Source organism: Streptomyces sp. NPDC005962 (assembly GCF_040629205.1).
In the GTDB taxonomy this organism is placed as follows: domain Bacteria; phylum Actinomycetota; class Actinomycetes; order Streptomycetales; family Streptomycetaceae; genus Streptomyces.
The window spans coordinates 177,324-198,768 of the sequence record NZ_JBEXVE010000015.1 but is presented as its reverse complement, the minus strand read 5'-3'; the positions used below and the strand labels follow the sequence as shown (position 1 = coordinate 198,768).

General features: G+C 72.1%; 19 protein-coding genes. 7 read left to right on the top strand and 12 right to left on the bottom strand.

What is annotated here, in order from left to right; translation table 11 throughout:
• Positions 1-3: 3 nt before the first annotated feature.
• Complete coding sequence (locus ABZ370_RS24995; RefSeq protein ID WP_358624864.1) at positions 4-942, bottom strand: transporter substrate-binding domain-containing protein; 939 nt, start codon at positions 940-942, stop codon at positions 4-6.
• Positions 943-1,166: 224 nt separating this feature from the next.
• Between ABZ370_RS24995 and ABZ370_RS24990 the strand changes: the two genes are divergently transcribed.
• Positions 1,167-2,393, top strand: a complete 1,227-nt coding sequence (locus tag ABZ370_RS24990; protein WP_358624862.1) for a sugar diacid recognition domain-containing protein — start codon at positions 1,167-1,169, stop codon at positions 2,391-2,393.
• On the opposite strand, the gene ABZ370_RS24985 is transcribed toward ABZ370_RS24990, so the two are convergent.
• The gene (locus ABZ370_RS24985; protein ID WP_358624860.1) at positions 2,390-4,408 is read right to left on the bottom strand and encodes an acetoacetate--CoA ligase; all 2,019 of its coding nucleotides are present in this window, start codon (positions 4,406-4,408) and stop codon (positions 2,390-2,392) included. The genes ABZ370_RS24990 and ABZ370_RS24985 overlap by 4 nt on opposite strands.
• A 206-nt stretch (positions 4,409-4,614) precedes the next feature.
• Between ABZ370_RS24985 and ABZ370_RS24980 the strand changes: the two genes are divergently transcribed.
• Together ABZ370_RS24980 and ABZ370_RS24975 are read left to right on the top strand one after the other, a co-directional pair.
• A complete protein-coding gene (locus ABZ370_RS24980; RefSeq protein ID WP_358624857.1) occupies positions 4,615-7,032 on the top strand; it encodes a glycoside hydrolase family 31 protein in 2,418 nt (805 codons plus the stop codon).
• 196 nt (positions 7,033-7,228) lie between these two features.
• Positions 7,229-8,032 (top strand): M15 family metallopeptidase, encoded by an 804-nt coding sequence (locus ABZ370_RS24975; protein WP_358624855.1) that lies wholly within the window; start codon positions 7,229-7,231, stop codon positions 8,030-8,032.
• Positions 8,033-8,047: 15 nt separating this feature from the next.
• On the opposite strand, the gene ABZ370_RS24970 is transcribed toward ABZ370_RS24975, so the two are convergent.
• The 4 genes from ABZ370_RS24970 to ABZ370_RS24955 form a co-directional block, all read right to left on the bottom strand.
• The gene (locus ABZ370_RS24970; protein WP_358624853.1) at positions 8,048-8,860 is read right to left on the bottom strand and encodes an ABC transporter permease; all 813 of its coding nucleotides are present in this window, start codon (positions 8,858-8,860) and stop codon (positions 8,048-8,050) included.
• Positions 8,861-8,870: 10 nt separating this feature from the next.
• Complete coding sequence (locus tag ABZ370_RS24965) at positions 8,871-9,725, bottom strand: ABC transporter permease (protein ID WP_358624850.1); 855 nt, start codon at positions 9,723-9,725, stop codon at positions 8,871-8,873.
• Positions 9,726-9,728: 3 nt separating this feature from the next.
• Positions 9,729-10,913 (bottom strand): ABC transporter substrate-binding protein, encoded by a 1,185-nt coding sequence (locus ABZ370_RS24960; protein WP_358624848.1) that lies wholly within the window; start codon positions 10,911-10,913, stop codon positions 9,729-9,731.
• Between the two features lie 117 nt (positions 10,914-11,030).
• A complete protein-coding gene (locus ABZ370_RS24955; RefSeq protein ID WP_358624845.1) occupies positions 11,031-12,095 on the bottom strand; it encodes an ABC transporter ATP-binding protein in 1,065 nt (354 codons plus the stop codon).
• Between the two features lie 150 nt (positions 12,096-12,245).
• Here ABZ370_RS24955 and ABZ370_RS24950 point away from each other — a divergent pair, with 150 nt between their 5' ends.
• Both ABZ370_RS24950 and ABZ370_RS24945 read left to right on the top strand, forming a co-directional pair.
• On the top strand, positions 12,246-12,707 hold the full coding sequence (locus ABZ370_RS24950; RefSeq protein ID WP_358624843.1) for a zinc ribbon domain-containing protein: 462 nt from the start codon (positions 12,246-12,248) through the stop codon (positions 12,705-12,707).
• Positions 12,704-13,894, top strand: coding sequence for a lipid-transfer protein (locus tag ABZ370_RS24945; RefSeq protein ID WP_358624841.1), 1,191 nt, complete (start codon positions 12,704-12,706; stop codon positions 13,892-13,894). Before ABZ370_RS24950 ends, ABZ370_RS24945 begins: the two co-directional genes overlap by 4 nt.
• Before the next feature lie 57 nt (positions 13,895-13,951).
• On the opposite strand, the gene ABZ370_RS24940 is transcribed toward ABZ370_RS24945, so the two are convergent.
• The 4 genes from ABZ370_RS24940 to ABZ370_RS24925 are packed head-to-tail and all read right to left on the bottom strand — an operon-like array spanning position 13,952 to position 17,989.
• The gene (locus tag ABZ370_RS24940; RefSeq protein WP_358624839.1) at positions 13,952-14,545 is read right to left on the bottom strand and encodes an ATP/GTP-binding protein; all 594 of its coding nucleotides are present in this window, start codon (positions 14,543-14,545) and stop codon (positions 13,952-13,954) included.
• On the bottom strand, positions 14,526-14,921 hold the full coding sequence (locus ABZ370_RS24935; RefSeq protein WP_358624836.1) for a DUF742 domain-containing protein: 396 nt from the start codon (positions 14,919-14,921) through the stop codon (positions 14,526-14,528). Before ABZ370_RS24935 ends, ABZ370_RS24940 begins: the two co-directional genes overlap by 20 nt.
• A 15-nt stretch (positions 14,922-14,936) precedes the next feature.
• Complete coding sequence (locus ABZ370_RS24930; RefSeq protein ID WP_358624833.1) at positions 14,937-15,362, bottom strand: roadblock/LC7 domain-containing protein; 426 nt, start codon at positions 15,360-15,362, stop codon at positions 14,937-14,939.
• Complete coding sequence (locus tag ABZ370_RS24925; RefSeq protein ID WP_358624831.1) at positions 15,359-17,989, bottom strand: nitrate- and nitrite sensing domain-containing protein; 2,631 nt, start codon at positions 17,987-17,989, stop codon at positions 15,359-15,361. Before ABZ370_RS24925 ends, ABZ370_RS24930 begins: the two co-directional genes overlap by 4 nt.
• 365 nt (positions 17,990-18,354) lie before the next feature.
• Between ABZ370_RS24925 and ABZ370_RS24920 the strand changes: the two genes are divergently transcribed.
• Positions 18,355-18,771 (top strand): hypothetical protein, encoded by a 417-nt coding sequence (locus ABZ370_RS24920; protein ID WP_358624829.1) that lies wholly within the window; start codon positions 18,355-18,357, stop codon positions 18,769-18,771.
• Here ABZ370_RS24920 and ABZ370_RS24915 read toward each other — a convergent pair.
• Complete coding sequence (locus ABZ370_RS24915; protein ID WP_358624907.1) at positions 18,719-19,927, bottom strand: FAD-dependent oxidoreductase; 1,209 nt, start codon at positions 19,925-19,927, stop codon at positions 18,719-18,721. The two genes, ABZ370_RS24920 and ABZ370_RS24915, sit on opposite strands and share 53 nt — an antisense overlap.
• Entirely contained in the window at positions 19,927-20,265 is a 339-nt protein-coding gene (locus ABZ370_RS24910) for a bifunctional 3-phenylpropionate/cinnamic acid dioxygenase ferredoxin subunit (protein WP_358624827.1), read from the bottom strand. Before ABZ370_RS24910 ends, ABZ370_RS24915 begins: the two co-directional genes overlap by 1 nt.
• Positions 20,266-20,415: 150 nt before the next feature.
• Between ABZ370_RS24910 and ABZ370_RS24905 the strand changes: the two genes are divergently transcribed.
• Positions 20,416-21,213: an IclR family transcriptional regulator gene (locus ABZ370_RS24905; RefSeq protein ID WP_358624825.1), complete on the top strand. Its 798-nt coding sequence runs from the start codon at positions 20,416-20,418 to the stop codon at positions 21,211-21,213.
• Positions 21,214-21,445: the final 232 nt, after the last annotated feature.

Sequence of the window (21,445 nt, the reverse complement as noted above, 5' to 3'; positions counted from 1 at the left end):
CCCTCACTGTCCGGCGGAGGTGATGGACGGGGCGTTCCAGTCGGCGGGCCGGTCGACTCCGCGCCGTGCGGGGGCGACGTCGGTGGCGGGCTTCAGGAACTGCTGCGGGTCGCCGCCCCACTTCTTGATCAGCTTCGTCAGCTCGCCGTTCTTGTACATGGCGTCGACCTGGGCGGAGATGGCCTTCTCCAGCTTGGTGGCCTTCTTGGGGAGGTAGAAGCCGGTCTGGTACGGGCGGAAGTACTCGTAGGCGGGCTTGGCCTTGACCTGCGCGGCGGTCGGCGGCGTCAGGTATTCGGTCTTGATCTTCTCGGAGCGTTCCTTCTCGGCCGCGATGATGATGAGCGGGTCGAGGAAGCCGACGTCGATGCGGCCCGCGGCGAGGTCGTCGAAGACGCCGTTGGCGTCGGGATAGGCGCGCAGTTGGGCGCCGGGGACCGCCTTGATGGACTTGACCCAGACATAGCCCTCGACGGTGCCCAGGCGCAGGCCCTTCAGGTCGTCGATGGTCTTGTACCTCTTGCCCGAGCCGACCGCCATCGCCGGGGGCGAGTAGTAGGGCGGGTCGGTGAACAGTCCCTGCTTCTGGCGGTCCTTGGTCCAGGCGACGCCGCCGATGGTGATGTCCATCCGCCGGGACTGGACCCCGGCGAGCATGCCCGCGAAGTCCGTCGTCTCGGGCTGGATGGAGAGGGCGAGCTTCTTGGCGGCGTACTGGAGGATGTCGCCGTCGAGGCCGACGATCTTGCCGTCCTTGACGGTGGTGTAGGGCGCGTAGGGCTGGACGGCCACTTTCAGGACGCCGGGGTCGATCGTTCCGAGCGCCGCCGTCTTCGCGGAGACCTTCTTGGGAGCGGCGGCGTCGCTGTCCGATCCACAGGCGGTCAGGGCGAGGAGCGGCATCACGGACAGGGCTGTGAGGAGGATGCGTACACGGGCCATCGGATCGGCCTTCCGTGTCGGGGCTGGGCAGAGCCCGCCGTTCACCGCGTCATCACCGCGGCGGTGGCGTGAATTGCCCCATACGCTACGAGTGCACCGAGCTTCGGTCACTGGCTATTTCGTACGAATATATGGCGGATAAGGTTTGCCGCACTGTATGGTGCGTCCCACTTCGCGCCACCCCTCGGGCCACGTCCCGCGCACCTCTCGACGGGGGTCCACGCATGCTCAGCCCGTCACTCGCCCAGGAGATCGCCGGGGACACCTCGGCGGTCATCGGATTCAACGTCCTCATCACCGACAGCGAGGGCACGGTCATCGGCAGCGGCGACCGGAGCCGCGTCGGCACCTTCCACGAGGCGTCCGTCGAGGTGCTGCGCACCCAGGAGCCCGCCACCCACACGACCGCGCAGGCCCAGTCCCTGCGGGGCGTGCGCGCCGGTGTCACGCTCCCCCTGGTCCGGGACGGGCACGCGGTCGGCACGGTCGGGATCACCGGCACACCCGCCCAGGTGGGCCGCTTTGGGCTGCTGGTGAAACGGCAGACGGAGATCCTGATGCGGGAGTCCGTGCTGCTGCGCTCGCGGGTGCTGAGGGAACGGGTGCTGGAGGACCTGATCGTCGACGTCGCCTCCTACGACGCACAGGTCGTCGAGCCCGACTTCATCGTCTTCCGCGCCGCCGAGCTGGGCTTCGACCTGCGGCTCTCACGGGTCGCGATCGCGATGGAGGTGACGGTGCCGGACGAGGAGCGCGGGGGCGGCGGACGCGGCCATGGCACCGGGTACACCGGTGGACGCCGTCCCCGGGACACCGCGCTGGTCCGCCCGGAGCTGCTGCGCACCGTCCGCGAGGCGTTCCCCGATCCGCAGGACATCGTCGCGAACGCCGCCCCCGGATGGATCGGGGTGCTGCACCGGCTGCGCGGCGAGGCCGTCGACGCGGGGGTGGCGGCGGTCTGCGGGCGGCTCACGGAGGTCGCCGACGTACGGTACGGCCTGGTGCTGCGCGCCGGGATCGGCGAACCGGCCTCGTCCGTCGGCGGGCTGCACGACTCGTACCAGGACGCGTGCGACGCGCTGCGGCTCGGCGCCCGCGTCGCCCCCGGCGCGCCTGTCCACCGCATCGGTGATCTGCGCGGCCACCAGCTGCTGGCCGCCGTCGGGCAGCACACCCGGGCCCGTCTCCTCGCCCTGACCGCCGTGGAACTGCGCGCGCAGCCGGACTGGCCGGTGCTGCGGGAGACGGTGGTGGCGTGGTGCGAGAACGGCTTCAACCTGGTGCGGGCGTCGGCGGCGCTGCACATCCACCGCAACACCCTCGTCTACCGCATGAACAAGATCGAGCAGATCAGCGGCCGCTCACTGCGCGACCGCGGTGCGCTCTCCCTCTATCTGGCCTGCCTGGCCGACCAGTTGGACCCGACACACGTCCCGTCGACGCACCGTTAGTCGGCCGAGAGGCCCCTCGTCCGGGCCAGGCGCTCGTAGTGCCGCAGCAGGTCCATGTCGTCCACCGACCCCGGGTTGACCGCCTTGTCCAGGGCCGTGCCCTGGAGGAGGCGTTTGACCGGGACCTCGATGCGCTTGCCGGTGAGGGTGTGGGGGACGCCCGGGACCTCGATGACCTCGTCGGGGACGTGGCGCGGGGAGAGCTCCTTGCGGATCGTGCTCTTGATGCGGGCCAGCAGGTCCTCGTCCAGGGTCGCGCCGGGGGCGAGGTGGACGAAGAGCGGCATCCAGTAGCCGCCGTCGGGCTGTTCGACGCCGATGACGAGGGATTCGCGGATCTCGGGGAGGCGTTCGACGGCCTCGTAGATGTCGGCGGACCCCATCCGTACGCCCTGCCGGTTGAGCGTGGAGTCGGAGCGGCCGTGGATGACGACCGTGCCGCGGGAGGTGAGGGTGATCCAGTCGCCGTGGCGCCAGACGCCGGGGAACATCTCGAAGTAGCTGTCGCGGTAGCGGCTGCCGTCCGGGTCGTTCCAGAAGCGGACCGGCATGGACGGCATGGGGCGGGTGACGATCAGCTCGCCGACCTCGTCGACCACCGGCCTGCCCTGCGCGTCCCAGGCCTGCAGGTCGGTGCCGAGGCCGGGGGCCTGGAGCTCGCCGATGTGGACGGGGAGGGTCGGTACGGCGCCCGCGAAGCAGCTGCACACATCGGTGCCGCCGCTGACGGAGGCGATCCACATGTCCTCCGCCACCTCGTCGTGAATCCAGCGGAAGCCGTCCGGTGGCAGCGGTGAACCCGTGGTGGCGACGCACTTCACCCGGGAGAGGTCGAAGTCGCGCCCCGGATGGACACCGGCCTTGCGGCAGGCCATGACGTACGCGGCGGAGGTGCCGTACAGCGTGGTGCCGGTGCGCTCGGCGATGCGCCACTGGGCGGCGGTGTCCGGGTGGCCGGGGCTGCCGTCGTACAGCACCACGGTGGCTCCGGCCAGCAGCCCGGACACCAGGAAGTTCCACATCATCCAGCCGGTGGAGGTGTACCAGAAGAAGCGGTCCCCGGGGCCGAGGTCGCAGTGCAGGCCCAGCTGCTTGAGGTGCTCCAGCAGGATGCCGCCCTGGGACTGCACGATCGCCTTGGGCAGCCCGGTGGTGCCGGAGGAGTAGAGCACCCACAGCGGATGGTCGAAGGGCACCTGCTCGAAGACCGGTTCGCTCTCGTCGCGGACGATGTCGTCCCAGGCCAGCGCCCCTTCGGGGGTGGGCGTGCCGAGCAGCGGGACATGGACGACGGCGCGCACGGTCGGCAGTTCGCGGCGCAGCTCGGCGACGGTCCCGGTGCGGTCGTGGGTCTTGCCGCCGTAGGAGTAGCCGTCGACGGTGAACAGGACGACCGGCTCGACCTGCTGGAAGCGGTCCAGGACGCCGCGCGCGCCGAAGTCGGGGGCGCAGGAGGTCCACACCCCGCCGACGGCGGCGGTGGCGAGGAAGGCGATGGCGGCCTGCGGGATGTTGGGGAGGTAGCCGCTGACCCGGTCGCCGGGCCGGACGCCGAGCCGCCGCAGCGTGGCGGCGGCCGCGCCGACCTGGCCGCGCAGCTCGGCCCAGGTGACGGGGCGCGGCTCATGGGTCTCGTCGACGTGGAGCAGCGCGGGCTCGTCGGCGCGGGCAGGGTCCTCGCCCGCGCGCAGCGCGTGTTCGGCGTAGTTGAGGGTGGCGCCGGGGAACCAGCGGGCACCGGGCATGCGCGCGTCGGCGAGGACGGTCTCGTACGGGGTGCCGAAGCGCACCTCGAACCACTCGGCGACCGCGCGCCAGAAGGTCTCCAGCTCCTCCACCGACCAGCGGTGCAGCGCGGCGTAGCTCGCGGCCGGGTCACCGGGGCGGGCGGCGGGCGCGCCGTGCCGCTCGGCCGCCCAGGCGTGGAAGCGGGTCAGCTGGGCGCGGGCGATCCGGTCCGCGCCGGGCTGCCACAGGGGGCCGGGCAGGTGGTCGGAGTGCGCTGCGGTGTTCATCTGTGTCGGCTCCCGGGAGGTCCGCGGTCCGCTGCATCGGGGTCCGTGCAGGTGCATCTGGGTCCGTGCAGGACGATGCCATGTGATCGACTTGTGCACCAGGGGCGCTGCTCCACATCCGGGGCAGGTGGCATGTGGGCCGACCACGGGTGAACGGCAGTTGAACCACGGTCGCGTCCTGCCTCGTCAATGGCACAGTGATCAGTATGAATGCGCGTGACCTGGTGCGGTCGGTGAAGGTGGTCGGTACGGCGCAGGGGCTGCGCTCCCTGCGGTGGGCGTGGCGGCGCCGCCGTTCGGACGCGACCGGACTGCCGCGCCGGGGCGCGGAGCTGGCGCGGGTGCCGGGTGTGGTGGAGGGTGCGGACCCGCAGCCGGGCGGTGGGGTGGTGCGGTTCGCCCGGTCCTCGCTGCGGGTGCGGGTGGCGGCGGGCGGTGCGGTGTTCTGCGGCTGGGACGGGGCCGGGCCGGAGCCGTCGTACGCGCTGCACGGCGCCTGCCCGGAGGCGGACGAGCGGGCCCAGCTGGAGCCGGACACGGACGGCGGCTGGCGGGTGGTGTCGGAGCGGGTCACGGTCTCGGTGTCGCGGATGGGCACGGTGGAGATGCGCACCCCGGGCGGCGTGGTGCTGCGGCGGGATCTGCCGCCGCGCTGGTGGGAACCGGCCGAGGCGGTGATCGAGCGCGGGAGCGAGAGCCGGGGCGCGGAGGGGGCGGGCGCGGGGGTCGCGGGCGCGCGCTGGCACCAGCGGTCGGAGGTGACGGCGGACGCGCGGTTCTTCGGCCTCGGCGGACGGGCGGGCGGGCCGCGGCTGAGGGACGGCTCGTACCGGCTGTGGAACACCGATCCCGGCGGCGGCTTCGGGCCGGGCGACGATCCTCTGTATCTGACCATGCCGGTGCAGCTGGTGGTGGCCGACGCGGGCACCCATCTGGTGTTCCACGACAACTCGTGGGACGGCACGGTCACCCTGCGGGAGGGCGAGGAGGGCGCGGGTTCGGGGCACGACCGGCCGGGTGGCGTCCGGATGCGCATGGAGGGCGGGCCGGTGCGCTCCTGGGTGTTCGTGGGCACCCCGGCCCGGGTGCTGCACGGCTGGGCCGCGCTGACCGGCTCCCCCGCCGTGCCGCCGGGCTGGGCGCTCGGCCACCACCACGCGCGCCGGGGGCTCGGCGGCGCGGACGAGGTACGGCGGGTGGTGGCGGGCTACCGGGATCGGAACCTGCCGCTGTCCGCGCTGCACCTGGACATCGACCACCTGGCCGGGAACCGGGGCTTCACGGTGGACGCGGCGCGGTTCCCCGATCTGCCCGGGCTCGCCGCCGGGCTTCGCGAGGACGGGGTGCGGCTGGTCTCGGTCGTGGACCCCGCGGTGAAGGCGGAACCGGGCAACGAGGTGTACGACAGCGGGGCGGCGGCGGAAGGCTTCGTCACCGACGCCCGCGGCCGGGAGGTGCGCGGAGTGGTGTGGGCGGGCGAGTCGGTGTATCCGGACTTCACCGATCCGCGGGTGCGCAAGTGGTGGGGCGGGCTGTACGCGGAGCGGCTGGCGCAGGGCTTCTCCGGGGTGTGGCACGACAGGTGCGAGCCCGTGTCGTTCGCCGCCTTCGGCGAGCCCACCCTGCCGCGCTCGGCCCGGCACGCCCTGGAGGGCCGGGGCGGCGACCACCGGGAGGCACACAACGTGTACGGGCTGGCCATGGCCCGGGCCGGATACGAGGGGCTGGGCGAGCTGCGCCCCGACGAGCGGCCCTTCCTCTTCTCCCGCTCCGGCTGGGCGGGGCTCCAGCGGTACGGGGGCACCTGGTCCGGCGACGTCACGACCGGCTGGCCGGGGCTGCGCGCCTCGCTGGCGCTGGTCCTCGGGCTCGGGCTCTCGGGGGTTCCGTACTCAGGGCCGGACATCGGCGGCTTCACCGGCTCCCCGTCGCCGGAGCTGTATCTGCGCTGGTTCCAGCTGGGCGCGTACCTGCCGCTGTTCCGTACGCGTTCGGCGGTCACGGCCGGGCGGCGCGAGCCGTGGGAGTTCGGGGCCGGGGTGCTGGAGCACGCGGCGGCGGCCCTGCGGGAGCGGCAGCGGCTGCTGCCGTACTTCATGACCCTCGCGCGGCTGGCGGAGCGTACCGGCGCGCCGTATGTGCGCCCCCTGTGGTGGCGGCAGCCCAAGGACCGGGCGCTGCGCGACTGCGAGGACGCCTTCCTGCTGGGTGACGCGCTGCTGGTGGCGCCGGTGCTGGAGGAGGGCGCCGTGCGGCGGGCGGTGCGGCTGCCGCGCGGCCGCTGGTACGACACGGCCACCGGCCGCGCCTACGAGGGCCCCGGGCAGGTGGTGGTCGACGCCCCGCTGTCCCGCGTCCCGGTGCTGGCCCGGGCGGGCGCGGTGATACCCGTCGCGTCGCCGGACGGCGGCGTGGAGCTGGAGGTGTGGCCGCCGTGCCAGGGGCGCAAGGGCGGCGGGTCGATGGCGGTGGACGCGGGCGACGGCTGGGACAAGGCGGAGCTGCTGCGGTTCGTCTCCCGGATGCGCGGGGACGAGGTGCGGGTCGAGCGGGAGGGCGGCGTCGAGGCGGGGTATCCGGTGCGGGTGCGGGGCGCGGCTCCGGAGGCCCCGTCGCCACGCTAGGGGGCGTTGTCTGGTGCGGGGGCACCTTCCGGCGCCGCCTGGGGGGCGCGGAGTGCGACGAGCACGGCACTGCGAGGTGCCGTGCCAGGCGCCGGGAGCCCGGCATGATCGGCGAGACGCCCCTCTCGTCGACGGTCGAGCCGACGGCACGTCCGGTCTGGTTCGCGGTCCGGCGGGACTGGGTATCTGGGTGCTCATGCCAAGAATCAACGCCGCGCTGCGCGCGCTCGCCCTGCCCGTCGCCGCTCTGCTGGCCCTCGCCTCGCCCGCCCCTGCGCAGGCGCGGGAAGAGCCCAGGGCGCCGAAGGAGTTCGTGGCGCTGAGCGACGTGGACCCGACGATCCGCCAGGAGATCCGGTACATCACGCCGCACAACTTCACCGGCCGCCCGATCGACGGCTACCGCAGGCCGCTGTGTCTCGTGACCCGCCCGGCGGCCCTGGCCCTGCACCGGGTGCAGCGTCAACTGCTGCGCCGGGGCTACACCCTGAAGGTGTACGACTGCTACCGGCCTCAGCGCGCGGTGGACCGCTTCGTCGACTGGGCGAAGGACCTCGGCGACCAGCGGATGAAGGGCGAGTTCTATCCGCAGGTCGACAAGACCCGGCTGTTCGAGGACGGTTACATCGCCGAGAAGTCGGGGCACAGCCGGGGCAGCACGATGGACCTGACGATCGTGCGGCTGCCCGCGCTGCCGACCCGGCCGTACGTACCGGGCGAGAAGCTGGAGCCCTGCTACGCGCCCAAGAAGGAGCGCTTCCCGGACAACTCCGTGGACATGGGCACCGGTTACGACTGCTTCGACACCCTCTCGCACACCCTCGACCCGAGGATCAAGGGCGAGCAGCGGGCCAACCGGCTGCTGCTCAAGGGCGCGATGGAGGCGCAGGGCTTCGTCAATCTGGCCGAGGAGTGGTGGCACTACACCTTCAACCCGGAGACGTTCCCGGACACCTACTTCGACTTTCCCGTCTCGCGCCGGTCACTGACCGGTCACTGACCGGGCACTGAGACCTCACAGCCGCCCGCCCGCGGTGTCCGAGGACAGCCGCTGCGCGATGGCCACGGGCACCACGGACAGGGCGACCAGCAGGGCGGCGACGACGTTGACGACGGGGGCCTGGTGGGGCCGGGCCAGGTTCTCGTAGATCCAGAGGGGCAGGGTGCGGGTGCCGGGACCGGCGGTGAAGGTCGTCACCACGATCTCGTCGAAGGAGAGCGCGAAGGCCAGCAGCGCGCCCGCGAAGAGCGCCGAGCGCATGGCCGGGAAGGTGACGTGACGGAACGTCTGCCAGGGGCGCGCCCCGAGGTCGGCGGACGCCTCGGCCAGCGAGGGGGCGATCCGGCGCAGCCGGGCCGCGACGTTGTTGAAGACGACCACGACGCAGAAGGTGGCGTGTCCGACGACCACCGTGAACAGGCCGAAGCCGATGCCGAGCGGGCCCAGGACGGTGCGGAAGGCGGCGTTCAGGGCGATACCGCTGACGATGCCGGGCAGCGCGATCGGCAGCACCAGCAGGAAGGACACGGTCCGGCGGCCGAAGAAGCGGTGCCGGTGGACGGCGTACGCGGCCATGGTGCCGAGGCACAGGGCGATGCCGGTGGCGGCGAGCCCGGCCTTGAGCGAGGTGAGCAGGGCGTCGCGGGCGCCGTGGTTGTGCAGGGCGGCGCGCCACCACTGGCCCGTGAAGCCGCCGGGCGGCCAGCCGAAGGAGCGGTCGGCGTTGAAGGAGTTGAGCAGGACGAGCAGCAGGGGCGCGTAGACGACGGCGAGTCCGGCGGCGGTGACGCAGCCGAGGACGATCCGGGCGGTGCGCGAGAGCCGCATGAGGACACCCCTAGAGCGAGTCGAGGGCGCCTGCTCGGCGTACGGCGGCCAGGTAGCAGACGATGAGGACGACGGGGACGGCGGAGAGCGCGGCGGCCATCGGCAGGTCGAGGGTGACCTGTGAGGCGATGACGTTGCCGAGGAGCTGGGTCTTGCCGCCGACGATCTGCACGGTGATGTAGTCGCCGAGGCTGAGCGAGAAGGTGAAGACGGACCCGGCGAGCAGGGCGGGGCGTACGGCGGGCAGGACGACCGAGCGCAGGGTGCGCCAGGTGCCCGCGCCGAGGTCGGCGGAGGCCTCCAGGGTGCGTTCGGGGAGCCGTTCCAGGTCCGCGTACACCGGGAGGATCATGTACGGGAGCCAGAGGTAGGCGAGCACCAGGACGACGGCGGTGGTGCCGTAGCCGGGCCCGTGGAGGCCGAGCGGGGCGAGCGCGGAGTTGACCACGCCGTCCTCGCTCAGCATCACCCGCCAGGCGTAGGCCTTGACCAGGTAGCTGGCCCACAGCGGGGTGAGCACGGCGACCAGCAGCGGACGGCGCCACCTCGGGCCGGCGACGCGCGCCATGCAGAAGGCCATGGGCAGGGCGAGGAGCGCGTCCAAGGCGGTGACGGCGGCTGCGATGGTGAGGGTGCGCAGCGCGATGGTGCGGTAGACGGGGGTGGTAAGCAGCTCGTGGACGTTGTCGGTGTTCCAGGTGCGGACGACGTCGGAGGTGAAGGAGTCGGTGGTCCAGAAGGCGGAGAGGAGCAGGACGGCGAGCGAGCCGAGGTAGGCCAGGGTCAGCCACAGCAGGGGCGGTCCGAGGAGCGCGGCCAGGCGCAGCCGCCCTCCCCCGGCCCCGGTCCCGCCCCTTGAGGACACCCCTTAGCCCTTGACCTCGGTCCAGGCACGGGTCCACTGGGCGTAGTCGGTGCAGGTGGTGTTCTTGCGGCCGTCGAGGCACTGCTTGATGGGCGTGGTCCAGAAGTGGACGCGCTGGAAGTACTTCTCGTCGGCGGCGTGGAAGACGGCGCAGTGGTTCGGGTCGGAGGTCTCGGCGCACGCCTTGCGGTTGGCGGGGGCCTCGCCGAAGTACTCGGCCACCTGGGCGTTGACCTTCGGGGAGACGATCCAGTCGAGCCACTTGTAGGCGCAGTTGGGGTGTTCGGCCTTCGCGGAGACCATCCAGGTGTCGGACCAGCCGGTGGCGCCCTCCTTGGGGAGCACGGCCTTGACCGGGGCCTTCTCGGCCTGGGTGAGGTTGGCGATGACCTGCCAGGTGGTGCCGATGACGCTGTCGCCGCCCTTGAAGGCGGTGATTTCCTTCTGGTAGTCGCTCCAGTACTCGCCGACCGCCTTGTGCTGCTTCTTGAGCAGGCTGACGGCGGCGTCGAGCTGTTTCTGATCGAGCGCGTACGGGTTCTTGATGCCGAGTGACGGCTTGGCGCGCATCAGGTAGAGCGCGGCGTCGGCGAGGTAGATGGGCGAGTCGTACGCGGTGACATGGCCGTTGTGCGCGGCGGCGTCGTCGAAGACGGCGCGCCAGGAGTCCGGGGCGGGCTTGACCTTGTCGGTGCGGTACATGAGGAGGTTGGCGCCGCGGCCGTGCGGGATGCCGTACATCCGGCCGTCCCTGGAGTTGAACGGCTGCTGTTTGAGGGCCGGGAAGATGTCCCGGTAGTTCGGCACCAGCTTGGTGTTGACGGGCGCGGCGTCGCCGGAGGCGATGAGGCGCAGGGTCGCGTCGCCGGAGGCGGAGACCGTGTCGTACTGGCCGGTCTTCATGAGGGACACCATCTCGTCGGAGGTACCGGCGGTCTTGGTGTTGACCTTGCAGCCGGTCTTCTTCTCGAAGGGGTGCACCCAGTCGGCCTTGGGGTCGTTGGAGCCGTCCTCGGCGTAGCCCGCCCAGGCGATGATGTTGACCTCGCCCTCGGTTCTGCCGAGTTTGTCGGGGGCTTGCGCGGCCTTGCCGTCGCCGCCGTCGTCAGATCCGCAGCCAGCGGCGGTCAGCAGCAGCACGCACAGGGCCGCCACGGACCTCCACGCGGATGTCGTGCGTTTCCGCATCCGGTCCTCCTCGTCCCACTTGGTACTCGAGGCCCCGTCAGTATCCGCGCGTCACGTGGGCCCGCGCCAGAGTGCCTCTGGCAATGACCACGTCAACTCCCTGTGTGGTCCGGGGCGTCAACTCGGCACCGGGAAGGCGTCCTTCTCGTCCCAGACCAGCCGGATCTCGGCCTCGGGGCGGGCGGCGGGCGGGAGCTCGGAGAGGTTCTGCCGGTGCACGGTGAGCCGGTCGCCGCATGGAAGCACAACGGTGAAGCGGGTGTGCGCCCCGGCGTGCACGATGTCGGCGATGCGCCCCGTTACCGTGCGTTCGCCGTCGAGGGGCGGCGTGTCGGCGGGGTCGGCGAGCCGGATGCGCTCGGGGCGGATGCTGTACGCGCCGGGGCGGCCGATCACCCGGAGGGCGGCCTCGCCGCGCAGCAGGTTGGTGGTGCCGACGAAGCCCGCGACGAACGCGGTGGCGGGGCGTTCGTACACCTCGACCGGAGGGCCGGTCTGTTCGATCCGGCCGTCGGAGACGACGGCGACGCGGTCGCTCATGGTCAGCGCCTCCTCCTGGTCGTGGGTGACCAGGAGGAAGGTGATGCCGGTGGTGCGCTGGAGTTCCTTCAGTTCGGTCTGCATCTCTTGGCGGAGCCTGAGGTCGAGGGCGCCGAGCGGTTCGTCGAGGAGCAGGACGGCGGGCCGGTCGACGAGAGCCCGGGCGAGAGCGACGCGCTGGCGCTGGCCGCCGGAGAGTTCATCGGGGCGGCGGGACGCGAAGCCGTCGAGGCGGACGGTGGCCAGGGCCTCGCGGGCGCGGGCGGTGCGCTCCGGTTTGCGGACGCCTCGTACGGTGAGCGCGTAGGCGACGTTCTGCTCGACGGTCATCTGCGGGAAGAGCGCGTAGTCCTGGAAGACGGTGTGCACATCGCGGCGGTGCGGGGGCAGCGCGGTGACGTCCCGCCCGGCGAGTTCGATACGGCCGCTCGTGGGCCGCTCGAACCCGGCGATCAGGCGCAGCAGGGTGGTCTTGCCGGAGCCGGAGGGGCCGAGGAGCGAGAAGAACTCGCCCGGGCGGAGGGTGAGATCGACGGCGTCCAGCGCCCGCACGATGCCGCCGGTGCCGAACTCCTTGGTGACGGCCGTGCAGCGGACCGCCTCTTCCGCATCCGCCTCTTCCGCCTCTTCCCCATCCGTCACGCTTGGCTCCCCTCGCCGTACCGGCTGATCAGGGCTCGTGACCGCGCCGGTCACTGGCATCCGTCCTGCACCTGGGTTACCCGTCGCATGGTCCCTGTGCAACACTTCTGACGTTCCGTCAGATTTTCGTCTCCAGCCCCGGGAGAAGCCGTGGCATCTGCGCGTACGCCCGTGGTCGCCGGATGGTTCACCTCCGGCGACGGGGACTTCCGGCTGCTGGGCACCCGCTGCCGGAGCTGTGGCGCGGTGTACTTCCCGCGCGAGGACACCTACTGCCGGGCGCCCGGATGCGCCTCGGAGGAGCTGGCCGAGGTGGCACTGTCGCGGCGCGGCCGGGTGTGGTCGTACACCGACGGCCGCTACCGTCCGCCCGCCCCCTACCCTGCCGATCCGGCGGCCGAGTGGGAGCCGTACACGCTGATCGCCGTGGAGCTGGCCGCCGAGCGGATGGTGGTGCTCGGGCAGGGCGCGCCCGGGGTGACGGTGGCGGATCTGGCGGTCGGCATGGAGGTCGAGGTGGTGCCGGGGGTGCTGGACGGGGGAGCCGAGGAAGATGGTGCGAGCTGGGCGACCTGGAACTGGCGGCCGGTTCCCGGGCAGGTAGGGACATGACCGGCGAGGTGGCGGTGGTCGGCGCCGGGATGCACCCGTGGGGCAAATGGGGCCGGAGCTTCGTGGAGTACGGGACGAAGGCGGCTCGGGCGGCGCTCGCGGACGCCGGGCTCGACTGGACCGCGATCCAGTCCGTGGTCGGCGCGAACACCGTGCGCTGCGGCTATCCCGGCCAGGTCGCGGGGGCGACCTTCGCCCGCGCGCTGGGCTGGCAGGGGGCGCGCGTCACCAGCGTGTACGCCGCCTGCGCGTCCGGTGCGCGGGCCATCGACACCGCGCGCGCCCAGATCCTGTCCGGCATGGTGGACACAGTGCTGGTGGTGGGCGCGGACGCGGCGCCCAAGGGCTTCTTCGCGCCGTCCGGCGGCGACCGGCCCGACGACCCGGACTGGCTGCGCTTCCGGGTGCTGGGCGCCACCAACCCGGCGTACTTCGCGCTGTGGGCGCGCCGCCGGATGGCGGTGTACGGGGACACGCCCGAGGACTTCGCGGCGGTCAAGGTGAAGAACGCGGCCGCGGGCGCCGCCAACCGCCACGCCCGCTACCGCTCCCCCGTGACCGCCGAGCAGGTCGCCGCGTCGCCGGTGGTGGCCGATCCGCTGCGGCTGCTGGACATCTGCGCGACGTCGGACGGGGCGGCGGCGCTCGTGCTGAGCAGCGTGGACTTCGCGCGGCGGCACGGTGTGGCGGACCCGGTGCGCATCCGGGCCGTCTCGTCCGTATCGCCCCGCCATCCGCGGACCGCGCTCGATCTGCCGGACATCGCCACCGACTCGGCCTCCGGGCCCGGGCCGGTGCCGGACGCGTTCCGTCCGTCGATCGCGCGGGCGGCGTACGAGGAGGCGGGGATCGGGCCGGAGGACCTGTCGCTCGCCGAGGTGTACGACCTGTCCACCGCGCTGGAGCTGGAGTGGTACGAGGACCTGGGGCTGTGCGCCGCCGGGGAGGGCGCGGGGCTGCTCCGGGAGGGCGCGACGGCGCTCGGCGGCCGCGTCCCGGTCAATCCGAGCGGTGGTCTCGCCTCCTTCGGGGAGGCGGTTCCGGCGCAGGCCATCGCCCAGGTGTGCGAGCTGGTCCAGCAGTTGCGGGGACGGGCGGGCGACCGCCAGGTGGCGGGGGCACGGGTGGGCATCACCGCGAACCAGGGCCTGTTCGGCCATGGTTCGTCGGTGATCGCGGTGCGCTGACCGGCCCGGCTGCTCCGCCGCGGGCGACGCAAGCGGCGCATGCGGCGGAGCGGCCGGTCAGCGGGTGGCGGAGGTGGCGAGCATGGCGTGTTCCACCACCGATATCAGCACCTGCTTGACGGATTCGCGCTCGCGCGCGTCACATATCACCACCGGGGTGCCGGGGTCGAGGTCCAGCGCCTCGCGCACCGAGTCCTCCGGATAATTGTCGGCGCCCTCGAAACAGTTGACGGCCACCGTGAAGGCGATGCCGCGCCGCTCGAAGTAGTCGACGGCGGCGAAGCAGTCCTCCAGCCGACGGGTATCGGCCAGCACCACCGCGCCCAGCGCGCCGGTCGCCAGCTCGTCCCACAGGAACCAGAAACGATCCTGCCCCGGGGTACCGAAGAGGTACAGCACCAGGTCCTCGCGGAGCGTGATGCGCCCGAAGTCCATCGCGACGGTGGTGGTCTTCTTGCCCTCCACCCCCGCGATGTTGTCCACCGGCCGGCCTGCCTCGGTGAGCAGTTCCTCCGTGCGCAGCGGCTTGATCTCGCTGACCGCGCCCACCAAAGTTGTCTTTCCCGCACCGAACCCGCCCGCCACCAAGATCTTGAGTGTCACGGGTTCGATGATGTGGGAGCGGCCCGGGTCAGAGTGCCCGTAGACCATTGATCACCTCGCGCAGAATCCTCTCGTCCGGCAGTTCCGCCGGAGGTACGGGCCGGGACACTCGGACGAGTGCCGCGTGGAGCAGGTCACCGATGAGCACGCGGACCACGCCGACCGGGAGGTCGAGCTCGGCCGCCAGCTCGGCGACGGACTGTGGGGTGTCGCTGCTGAGTTCGACGATGTCGATGTGCTCCGGTGACAACGTCTGGTCGGCGGCGGTCCCGGGGCTCGCCCTGTCCGCGACGACGACGGCGATCAGGTCGAGCTTGTCCTCGGCGGCGCTGCGGGTGCGGCCCCGCGTCATGGCGTAGGGCCGGACCACCGGTCCGGCCGCGTCGTCGAACCATCGGTCGTCGGTCGCACCCTCTCCGGTCATCTCCCCCCGCCTCCGTCACCCGCCGGATCGCGCGGCGGAGCCCAGATGCACTCCTACCCGCTTGACCAGCAGCGTCATCTCATAGGCTACCTGTCCGACGTCGGAGTCGGCGTCGGCCAGCACGGCGAGGCAGCTGCCGTCACCGGCGGAGGTGACGAACAGGAAGGCCTCGTCGAGTTCGACGACGGTCTGCCGGACACGGCCGACATCGAAGTGGCGGCCGACCCCCTTGGCGAGGCTGTGGAATCCCGAGGCCACGGCGGCCAGGTGTTCGCCGTCCTCCCGGGACAGATCGCGCGAACCGCCGGTGGGCAGTCCGTCGCCGGAGAGCACCAGCGCCTTGCGGATGCTGCCGACCCGGCCGACGAGTTCGTCGAGCAGCCAGTTCAACTCGCCCGACGGTGCCGATCCGTTGCGTGCTGCGGCGTTCGATGCGGTCATCGCCCATCCCCCTCATCTCTCGTTCGTGGTGCCGTGTCCGAACCGCCGGAGCCGGTGGCCGTCTGCCGCCGACCGCGCTGCCATCCCCGTTGCAGCGAGGCCATGGTGGCCCTCGCCTGTTCGGCGTCGCGTTCGGGATCGGTGTCGGCAGCGTATCGGCCGCTCTCCGCCGGTGGTTCGGGGTCGTTCTTCAACTGCGGGGCGAGGCTCGCCTGCCGTACCCGCTTGGGGAGCCCGGAGCTGACCCGGCGTGGTCGCGCCGGGTGCTCCGGGGCCGGTGCCTGGTCCTGGCGCCGGTCCTCGCCGTCGTTCCGGGTCTGTCGCGGTTCCTGATGGTTTCGTGGCTGGTTGCCGCTCTGCTTCTCGTCCTCGTCCGGGCTCTGTTCGCGCCGCTCGGCCCAGGACGGCCGGGTGTGCCGCCCGCCCGATCCGCCGTCCACCGGGTGGCCGTGGTCGGAGACCAGCACCGGCGGCACGCGGCGGGGCAGGGGCGCGGGACCGCCGTCGCGGGCGCCGGACCGGCTGTCGGACGCCTGCTGGTGCTGTTCGGCGGGCGGCGCGCTCACCACGGACGGGGACGGGCCGCCGGGCCTGCGCTGCTTGGGCAGGGCGGCGCCGCGCTGCCGCTTGGGCTGCCGCCCGGTGTCGTCGTCGGCGCCCGGGCCGTCCGCGCCCGGAGCGTCCCCGTCCCGGCCGTCCGCGTCCTGGCCGTCCCGGCCGTCCGGGCCGGACTCGGTGAGCAGGGCGGACGGGATGAGCACGATGGCGGTGGTGCCGCCGTACGCGGAGGGCTGGAGCGAGACCCGTACGCCCTGCCGCTGGGCGAGCCGGCTGACCACGAACAGGCCCAGCCGGTCGGTGTCGGACAGCTCGAACTCGGGGGTTTCGGCCAGCCGGAGGTTGGCCTCCGTCAGCGCCTCGGGCGTCATGCCCAGGCCCCGGTCGTGGATCTCCAGGGTGAAGCCCTTGGCGACCCGCTCCCCGTGCACCTGGACGGCGGTGTGCGGCGGGGAGAAGACGGTGGCGTTCTCCAGGAGTTCGGCGATGAGGTGGGTGAGGTCGCCGACGGCGGGGCCGTTCACCGCGATCCGGGGCAGCCTGCGGATCTCGATCCGCTCGTAGTCCTCGACCTCGGCGACGGCGGCGCGCACGACGTCCATCAGCCGGATGGGTTTGCGCCACTGCCGGGAGGGGGCCGCGCCGGAGAGGATGACCAGGCCCTCGGCGTGCCGCCGCATACGGGTGGTCATGTGGTCCAGCCGGAACAGGTCGGCGAGTTCGTCGGTGTCCTCGGTACGCCGCTCCATCGCGTCCAGCAGGGTCAGCTGACGGTGCAGCAGTACCTGACTGCGGCGGGCGAGGTTGACGAAGACGTCGGAGACGCCCTGGCGCAGTTCGGCCTGTTTGACGGCGGCCTCGACGGCGGCCCGCTGGAGGGTGTTGAGGGCGTGGCCCACCTGGCCCATCTCGTCGGGGCCGTGCTGCAGACGGGGCACCTCCCGCTCGACGTCGACCTGCTCGCCCGCGCCGAGGCGGCGCATCAGGCTCGGCAGCCGGACGCCGGACGCCTCCTGGGCGTCGTTGCGCAGCCGGGACAGGTCGCGGACCAGGCCGCGGCCGATCCGGACGGAGACGAAGACCGAGACGACGAAGGCGAGGAGGCCGAGGATGGCGGCGGCGCCCGCCTTGAGCAGGACGCTGTTGGCCACCGGGTCGATGCGCTTCTGGAGGCGGTTGGTGGCCTCGTCGCCCAGCCGGTCGTAGTCGCCCAGGACCGGCCCGGCCGCGTTCTCCCAGTGTTCGCGGTCCAGGGCGCCGATGGCCTGGCGCGGCTCCATGGTGGCCAGGATCTTGCCCTCGGCGATGCGCAGCGCCGCGGGGGCGGCGTTGGTGCGCCGGTAGTCGGCGAAGACCTTCTGCTCCGAGGCGGGCAGGATCGGCAGGTTGGTGCCGTAGAGCAGGGTGCGCTCGGCGATGAGGTCGGACATCGACTTGAGGTCGGCCAGTGTCAGCTTCCGTGCCGTCAGCGCGGAGACGTACAGGGCGTCCTCCCGGGACAGCGCCTCCCGGGCACGGATCATGGCGACCAGCGCGCGGCCCTGTTTGTCCAGGTCGGTGTCGGGTACGGCGTGCAGCGAACTGCGGAAGGCGTAACAGAGGTCGACGAGTTTGTTGTAATACTCATAGGCAGCGGTCCGCGAGGTACCGTTGTCCTCGACCTTCCGGCGCAGACTGTCGAGGCCTTCGGACGCCTTGAGGACGTCGTCGAGCAGGCCCTCGGACTCGCTGTTCATCCGGTCGTGCACGGCGCTGTCCGACTCGGCGTCGCGCAGTCGGCCGATGGCCTCGTCGGTTTTGCGCTGCTGGGTGTGGAGCACGGGCAGCGCGTCGGACTGGCGTGGATCGGCGAGCAGGATCAGGGTCTGCCGGCGCTCCTGCTGGACGGCGTGTACGGCGTCCTCGGCGGGCTGGCCCGCCTTGTCGATGATGGCGGAGGCGTCGAGCAGTTGCATCGCCTCCCGGCCGGTGATCACTGTCGCGAAGGCCCAGATCGCCGTCAGCGAGACAAGTGGCACCAGCAACAGCGCCACGATCTTCCTGCGGATGGACTTCCCGCGAAAGCGCATGGCCTCCCCAACGTCATCCCCGAGGGCCGGGGCGGCGACTGATTCTCTTCGACAACGAGCGGCGCGAGCCTACTACTGAGCATTGGTCATCTCGAAGGCTTGTCGGACGGCTTGCGAGAACTCTCCACATTCGATGATCACCAGTTGTCAGATAATTATCGGACTTAAACCCCGAGGCAGGGCACACCCGCGCCGGTCACGGTGTGCGCAGGGCCGGATACGGTTGGCCGGTTTTCCTCTCCCCACGGGAACCACCGATCGCTGCCATTCGTGATCGAACAAGGCACACTAGGGGTGCATACGACCCAAGTCCCGCCATGTGTGACCGACCGGACCAGGGCACCGCCGAAAGGGGTGGGAACGTCATGAACGCCATGGACAAGGATCGCGACATCCCGGCACCAGGGGCCGGGGCGCTATGGAACGAGGAGCCCGCCCGCAGGCGGCGGCTGCCCGATCCGGTGCGGACGTCGGCGGTGCGGGCGGTCATCATCGTGGCGGTGACGCTGGTGCTGGCGATGGTGGCGGTGCTGTGCACGTTCGCCGGTTCGTGGTTCGCCTTCCCCGCCGTGCTCATCGCGGTGGCGAGCACGGTGGTGGCGACCTGGGGGGTGCTGGACGTATGGGTGACCCGTCAGGTGTGGAACCAGCGTTACGGGGTGGTGTCCCGGCCCAGCAGCACGGCGCGGGAGATGCGCCGGCAGCGCCGGCGGGCCCGTAAGGAGGCGGTCAGCGCGCGACGGGCCGGTGAGCGCGGGCGAGCTCGCGGCGCAGCCGCGTGAAGGGTTTGGGGCGGTTGACGGCGAGGACGGCGGTGGGGGTCCCCTCGCGTTCGTAGACGGCGAGGAAGCCGCCGCCCGACTCGGGGTCGCCCTCGGCGATCCGGACGGTGTCGCCGGGTTCGCGCCGCCCGGCGAACTGGATGCGCGCGCCGTACTGGTCGGACCAGAAGTAGGGCAGCGCGCCGAAGGATTCGAGGGTGGTCCCGGCGAGCAGGTTGCGGGCGGCGACCGCGCCCTGTTCGGCGGCGCTGGTCCAGTGCTCGGCGCGTACGGTGGCCGCCGTACCGGGCCGGGCGAGGCGGGCCACGTCGCCGACGGCGACGACGCCCGGCAGCGCCGTGGCACAGCCCTCGTCGCACAGCACCCCGTCGTCCAGGGCCAGCCCGGAGTCTTCCAGCCATCCGGTGACCGGGCGCACCCCGACGCCGACGACCACCACATCGGCGGGCAGCACCCGGCCGTCGGCGAGTTCGACGCCGGTGACGCGATCGGTGCCGCGCAGGGTGGCGACGCCCGTGCCGCACAGCAGGGTCACGCCGTGCGCGGCGTGCAGAGAGGCGCACGCCTGGGCCATGCGCTCCCCCAGTTGCGGAACGAGCGGCAGCGGCGCGGCCTCGACGACGGTGACGTCGAGACCGAGGGAGGCACAGGAGGAGGCGACCTCGGCGCCGATGAATCCGGCGCCGACGACGACCACCCGGGCCGCCCCCGCCCGCAGTTCGGCGCGGAGCCGGCGGGCGTCGTCGAGGGTGCGCAGGGTGTGCACCCCGGGCAGGGCGGTGGCGCGCAGCGTGCGGGGCGCGGCCCCGGTGGCGATGACGACGCCGTCGGTGCGCAGGGTGCGGCCGTCGGCCAGCCCGACGGCGCCCGCCGAGGGGTCCAGCCGGTCGGCCCGGACGCCGAGCAGCCACTCGGCGTCCAGTTCGGCCTCGTCGTCGGCGTCGGTGAGGGCGAGCGGGCCGAGTCCGCCGTCCGGTTCGCCCTCGGCCGCCAGGCCCTCACCAGTCAGAAACGTCTTCGACAGCGGAGGGCGATCGTAGGGGCGGTGGCGCTCCTCGCCGACGATCACCAGGCGGCCGTCGAAGCCCTGGTCGCGCAGGCCGCGCGCCGCGTGCAGCCCGGCGAGCGAGGCCCCGACGACGGTCACCGTCCGCATCATGCGACGGCTTCTTCCTGCACAGCGGGCACCAAGGGGTGGACATGGAGCATTCCGTCGACCACCGTGACCGCATGCGTACGTACCGGTTTGCGGGCGGGCAGGCAGGTGGGCATGCCGGAGCGCAGATCGAACAGGGCGGCGTGCAGCGGGCATTCGACGTAACAGCCCTCGACCCAGCCTTCGGAGAGGGAGGCGTCCTGGTGGCTGCAGGTGTCGTCGACGGCGTAGAACGCACCCTCGGAGTGGAACACCGCGATCGCCGCGTGGCTGTCGCCGGCCTCGATGCGCACCGACTCACCCTCCGGCAGATCCTCGATACGGCAGACGGGAATCATTGGCCCCCCTCACGTTGATCGGTATCATGCGTTGTGAATGGCGCATCGAAATGCGCGATGCGCAACAGAATCCAGATTGGGAAGGCAGCCGTCAAGAGTTGCCCGTCGACAGGCCCCCACTCGGAGCCATCGGATGGTGAGATCAGACCCATGACGAACACGACCGAGGACCGGGCCGAAGACAAGCGGGGCCCCTCCGGGGCAGTGCAGTCGGTGGACAGGGCGGTCAGCGTTCTGGAGATCCTCGCCAAGCTCGGCGAGGCCGGGGTGACCGAGATCGCCGACGAGCTGGGAGTGCACAAGTCGACCGCGTTCCGGCTGCTGGGTGTGCTGGAGAACCGCGGCCTGGTCGGCCAGGAGCGCGAGCGCGGAAAGTACTACCTGGGCGCCGGGGTGCTGCGACTGGCGGGCGCGGCCGCCATCCGGCTGGACATCTCGCAGGAGGGCGCCCCGGTATGCCGGGCGCTGGCCGACGAGACCGGTGAGACGGCCAATATCGCGGTGCTGGACTCGGACGCGGCGGTCAACATCATGCAGGCCCGCGGCGCGGCGGCGGTGACGGCCTACAACTGGCTGGGCCGGCGCACCGCGCTGCACGCGACGGCCAGCGGCAAGGTGCTGCTGGCGCACTTGGGCGGCGAGCGGCGGGAGCGGCTGGTGACGCGGAAGCTGCCGCGGTTCACCGAGCACACCGTCACCACCTCGGCCGAGCTGCGGCAGCAGCTGGAGACCGCCGCCGAGCGCGGTTTCGCGTACTCGTGCGAGGAACTGGAGATCGGGCTGAACGCGGTCGCGGCTCCGGTGCGCGGTCACGACAGCGCGGTCATCGGGGCGATCGGCGTCTCGGGGCCGGTGTACCGGATGGCCCAGAGCCAGCTGCTGGACCTCGCCGAGCACGCCATGAAGACCGCCGAGGAACTCTCCCGCCGCATGGGCTTCCCCGGCTGACCAGCCACGACCCACCACCCGCCAGACACCCCAAGGGGCCGGACGCGATCCGGCCCCTTCGTCGTGTGCGGGGTGGGAAACCCGCTGTCAGCGCTGGTTTACGGACGGTTTGCGCGCACCTCTTGACGCGTCGTGGACACGGCTTTCAGGATGTCCCTCATCGCGCAACACGCGGCGCGATACGCAACTGAGGGGTAACCGGCGGCCGTTCGACCGGCCGGGTTCCCCGCGT

Excerpts from the sequence above, each read along its gene's own strand:
- ABZ370_RS24995 (WP_358624864.1), bottom strand. The coding sequence starts at position 942 with ATGGCCCGTGTACGCATCCTCCTCACAGCCCTGTCCGTGATGCCGCTC.
- ABZ370_RS24990 (WP_358624862.1), top strand. The coding sequence starts at position 1,167 with ATGCTCAGCCCGTCACTCGCCCAGGAGATCGCCGGGGACACCTCGGCG.
- ABZ370_RS24985 (WP_358624860.1), bottom strand. The coding sequence starts at position 4,408 with ATGAACACCGCAGCGCACTCCGACCACCTGCCCGGCCCCCTGTGGCAG.
- ABZ370_RS24980 (WP_358624857.1), top strand. The coding sequence starts at position 4,615 with ATGAATGCGCGTGACCTGGTGCGGTCGGTGAAGGTGGTCGGTACGGCG.
- ABZ370_RS24975 (WP_358624855.1), top strand. The coding sequence starts at position 7,229 with ATGCCAAGAATCAACGCCGCGCTGCGCGCGCTCGCCCTGCCCGTCGCC.
- ABZ370_RS24970 (WP_358624853.1), bottom strand. The coding sequence starts at position 8,860 with ATGCGGCTCTCGCGCACCGCCCGGATCGTCCTCGGCTGCGTCACCGCC.
- ABZ370_RS24960 (WP_358624848.1), bottom strand. The coding sequence starts at position 10,913 with ATGCGGAAACGCACGACATCCGCGTGGAGGTCCGTGGCGGCCCTGTGC.
- ABZ370_RS24945 (WP_358624841.1), top strand. The coding sequence starts at position 12,704 with ATGACCGGCGAGGTGGCGGTGGTCGGCGCCGGGATGCACCCGTGGGGC.
- ABZ370_RS24940 (WP_358624839.1), bottom strand. The coding sequence starts at position 14,545 with ATGGTCTACGGGCACTCTGACCCGGGCCGCTCCCACATCATCGAACCC.
- ABZ370_RS24935 (WP_358624836.1), bottom strand. The coding sequence starts at position 14,921 with ATGACCGGAGAGGGTGCGACCGACGACCGATGGTTCGACGACGCGGCC.
- ABZ370_RS24930 (WP_358624833.1), bottom strand. The coding sequence starts at position 15,362 with ATGACCGCATCGAACGCCGCAGCACGCAACGGATCGGCACCGTCGGGC.
- ABZ370_RS24925 (WP_358624831.1), bottom strand. The coding sequence starts at position 17,989 with ATGCGCTTTCGCGGGAAGTCCATCCGCAGGAAGATCGTGGCGCTGTTG.
- ABZ370_RS24920 (WP_358624829.1), top strand. The coding sequence starts at position 18,355 with ATGAACGCCATGGACAAGGATCGCGACATCCCGGCACCAGGGGCCGGG.
- ABZ370_RS24915 (WP_358624907.1), bottom strand. The coding sequence starts at position 19,927 with ATGCGGACGGTGACCGTCGTCGGGGCCTCGCTCGCCGGGCTGCACGCG.
- ABZ370_RS24910 (WP_358624827.1), bottom strand. The coding sequence starts at position 20,265 with ATGATTCCCGTCTGCCGTATCGAGGATCTGCCGGAGGGTGAGTCGGTG.
- ABZ370_RS24905 (WP_358624825.1), top strand. The coding sequence starts at position 20,416 with ATGACGAACACGACCGAGGACCGGGCCGAAGACAAGCGGGGCCCCTCC.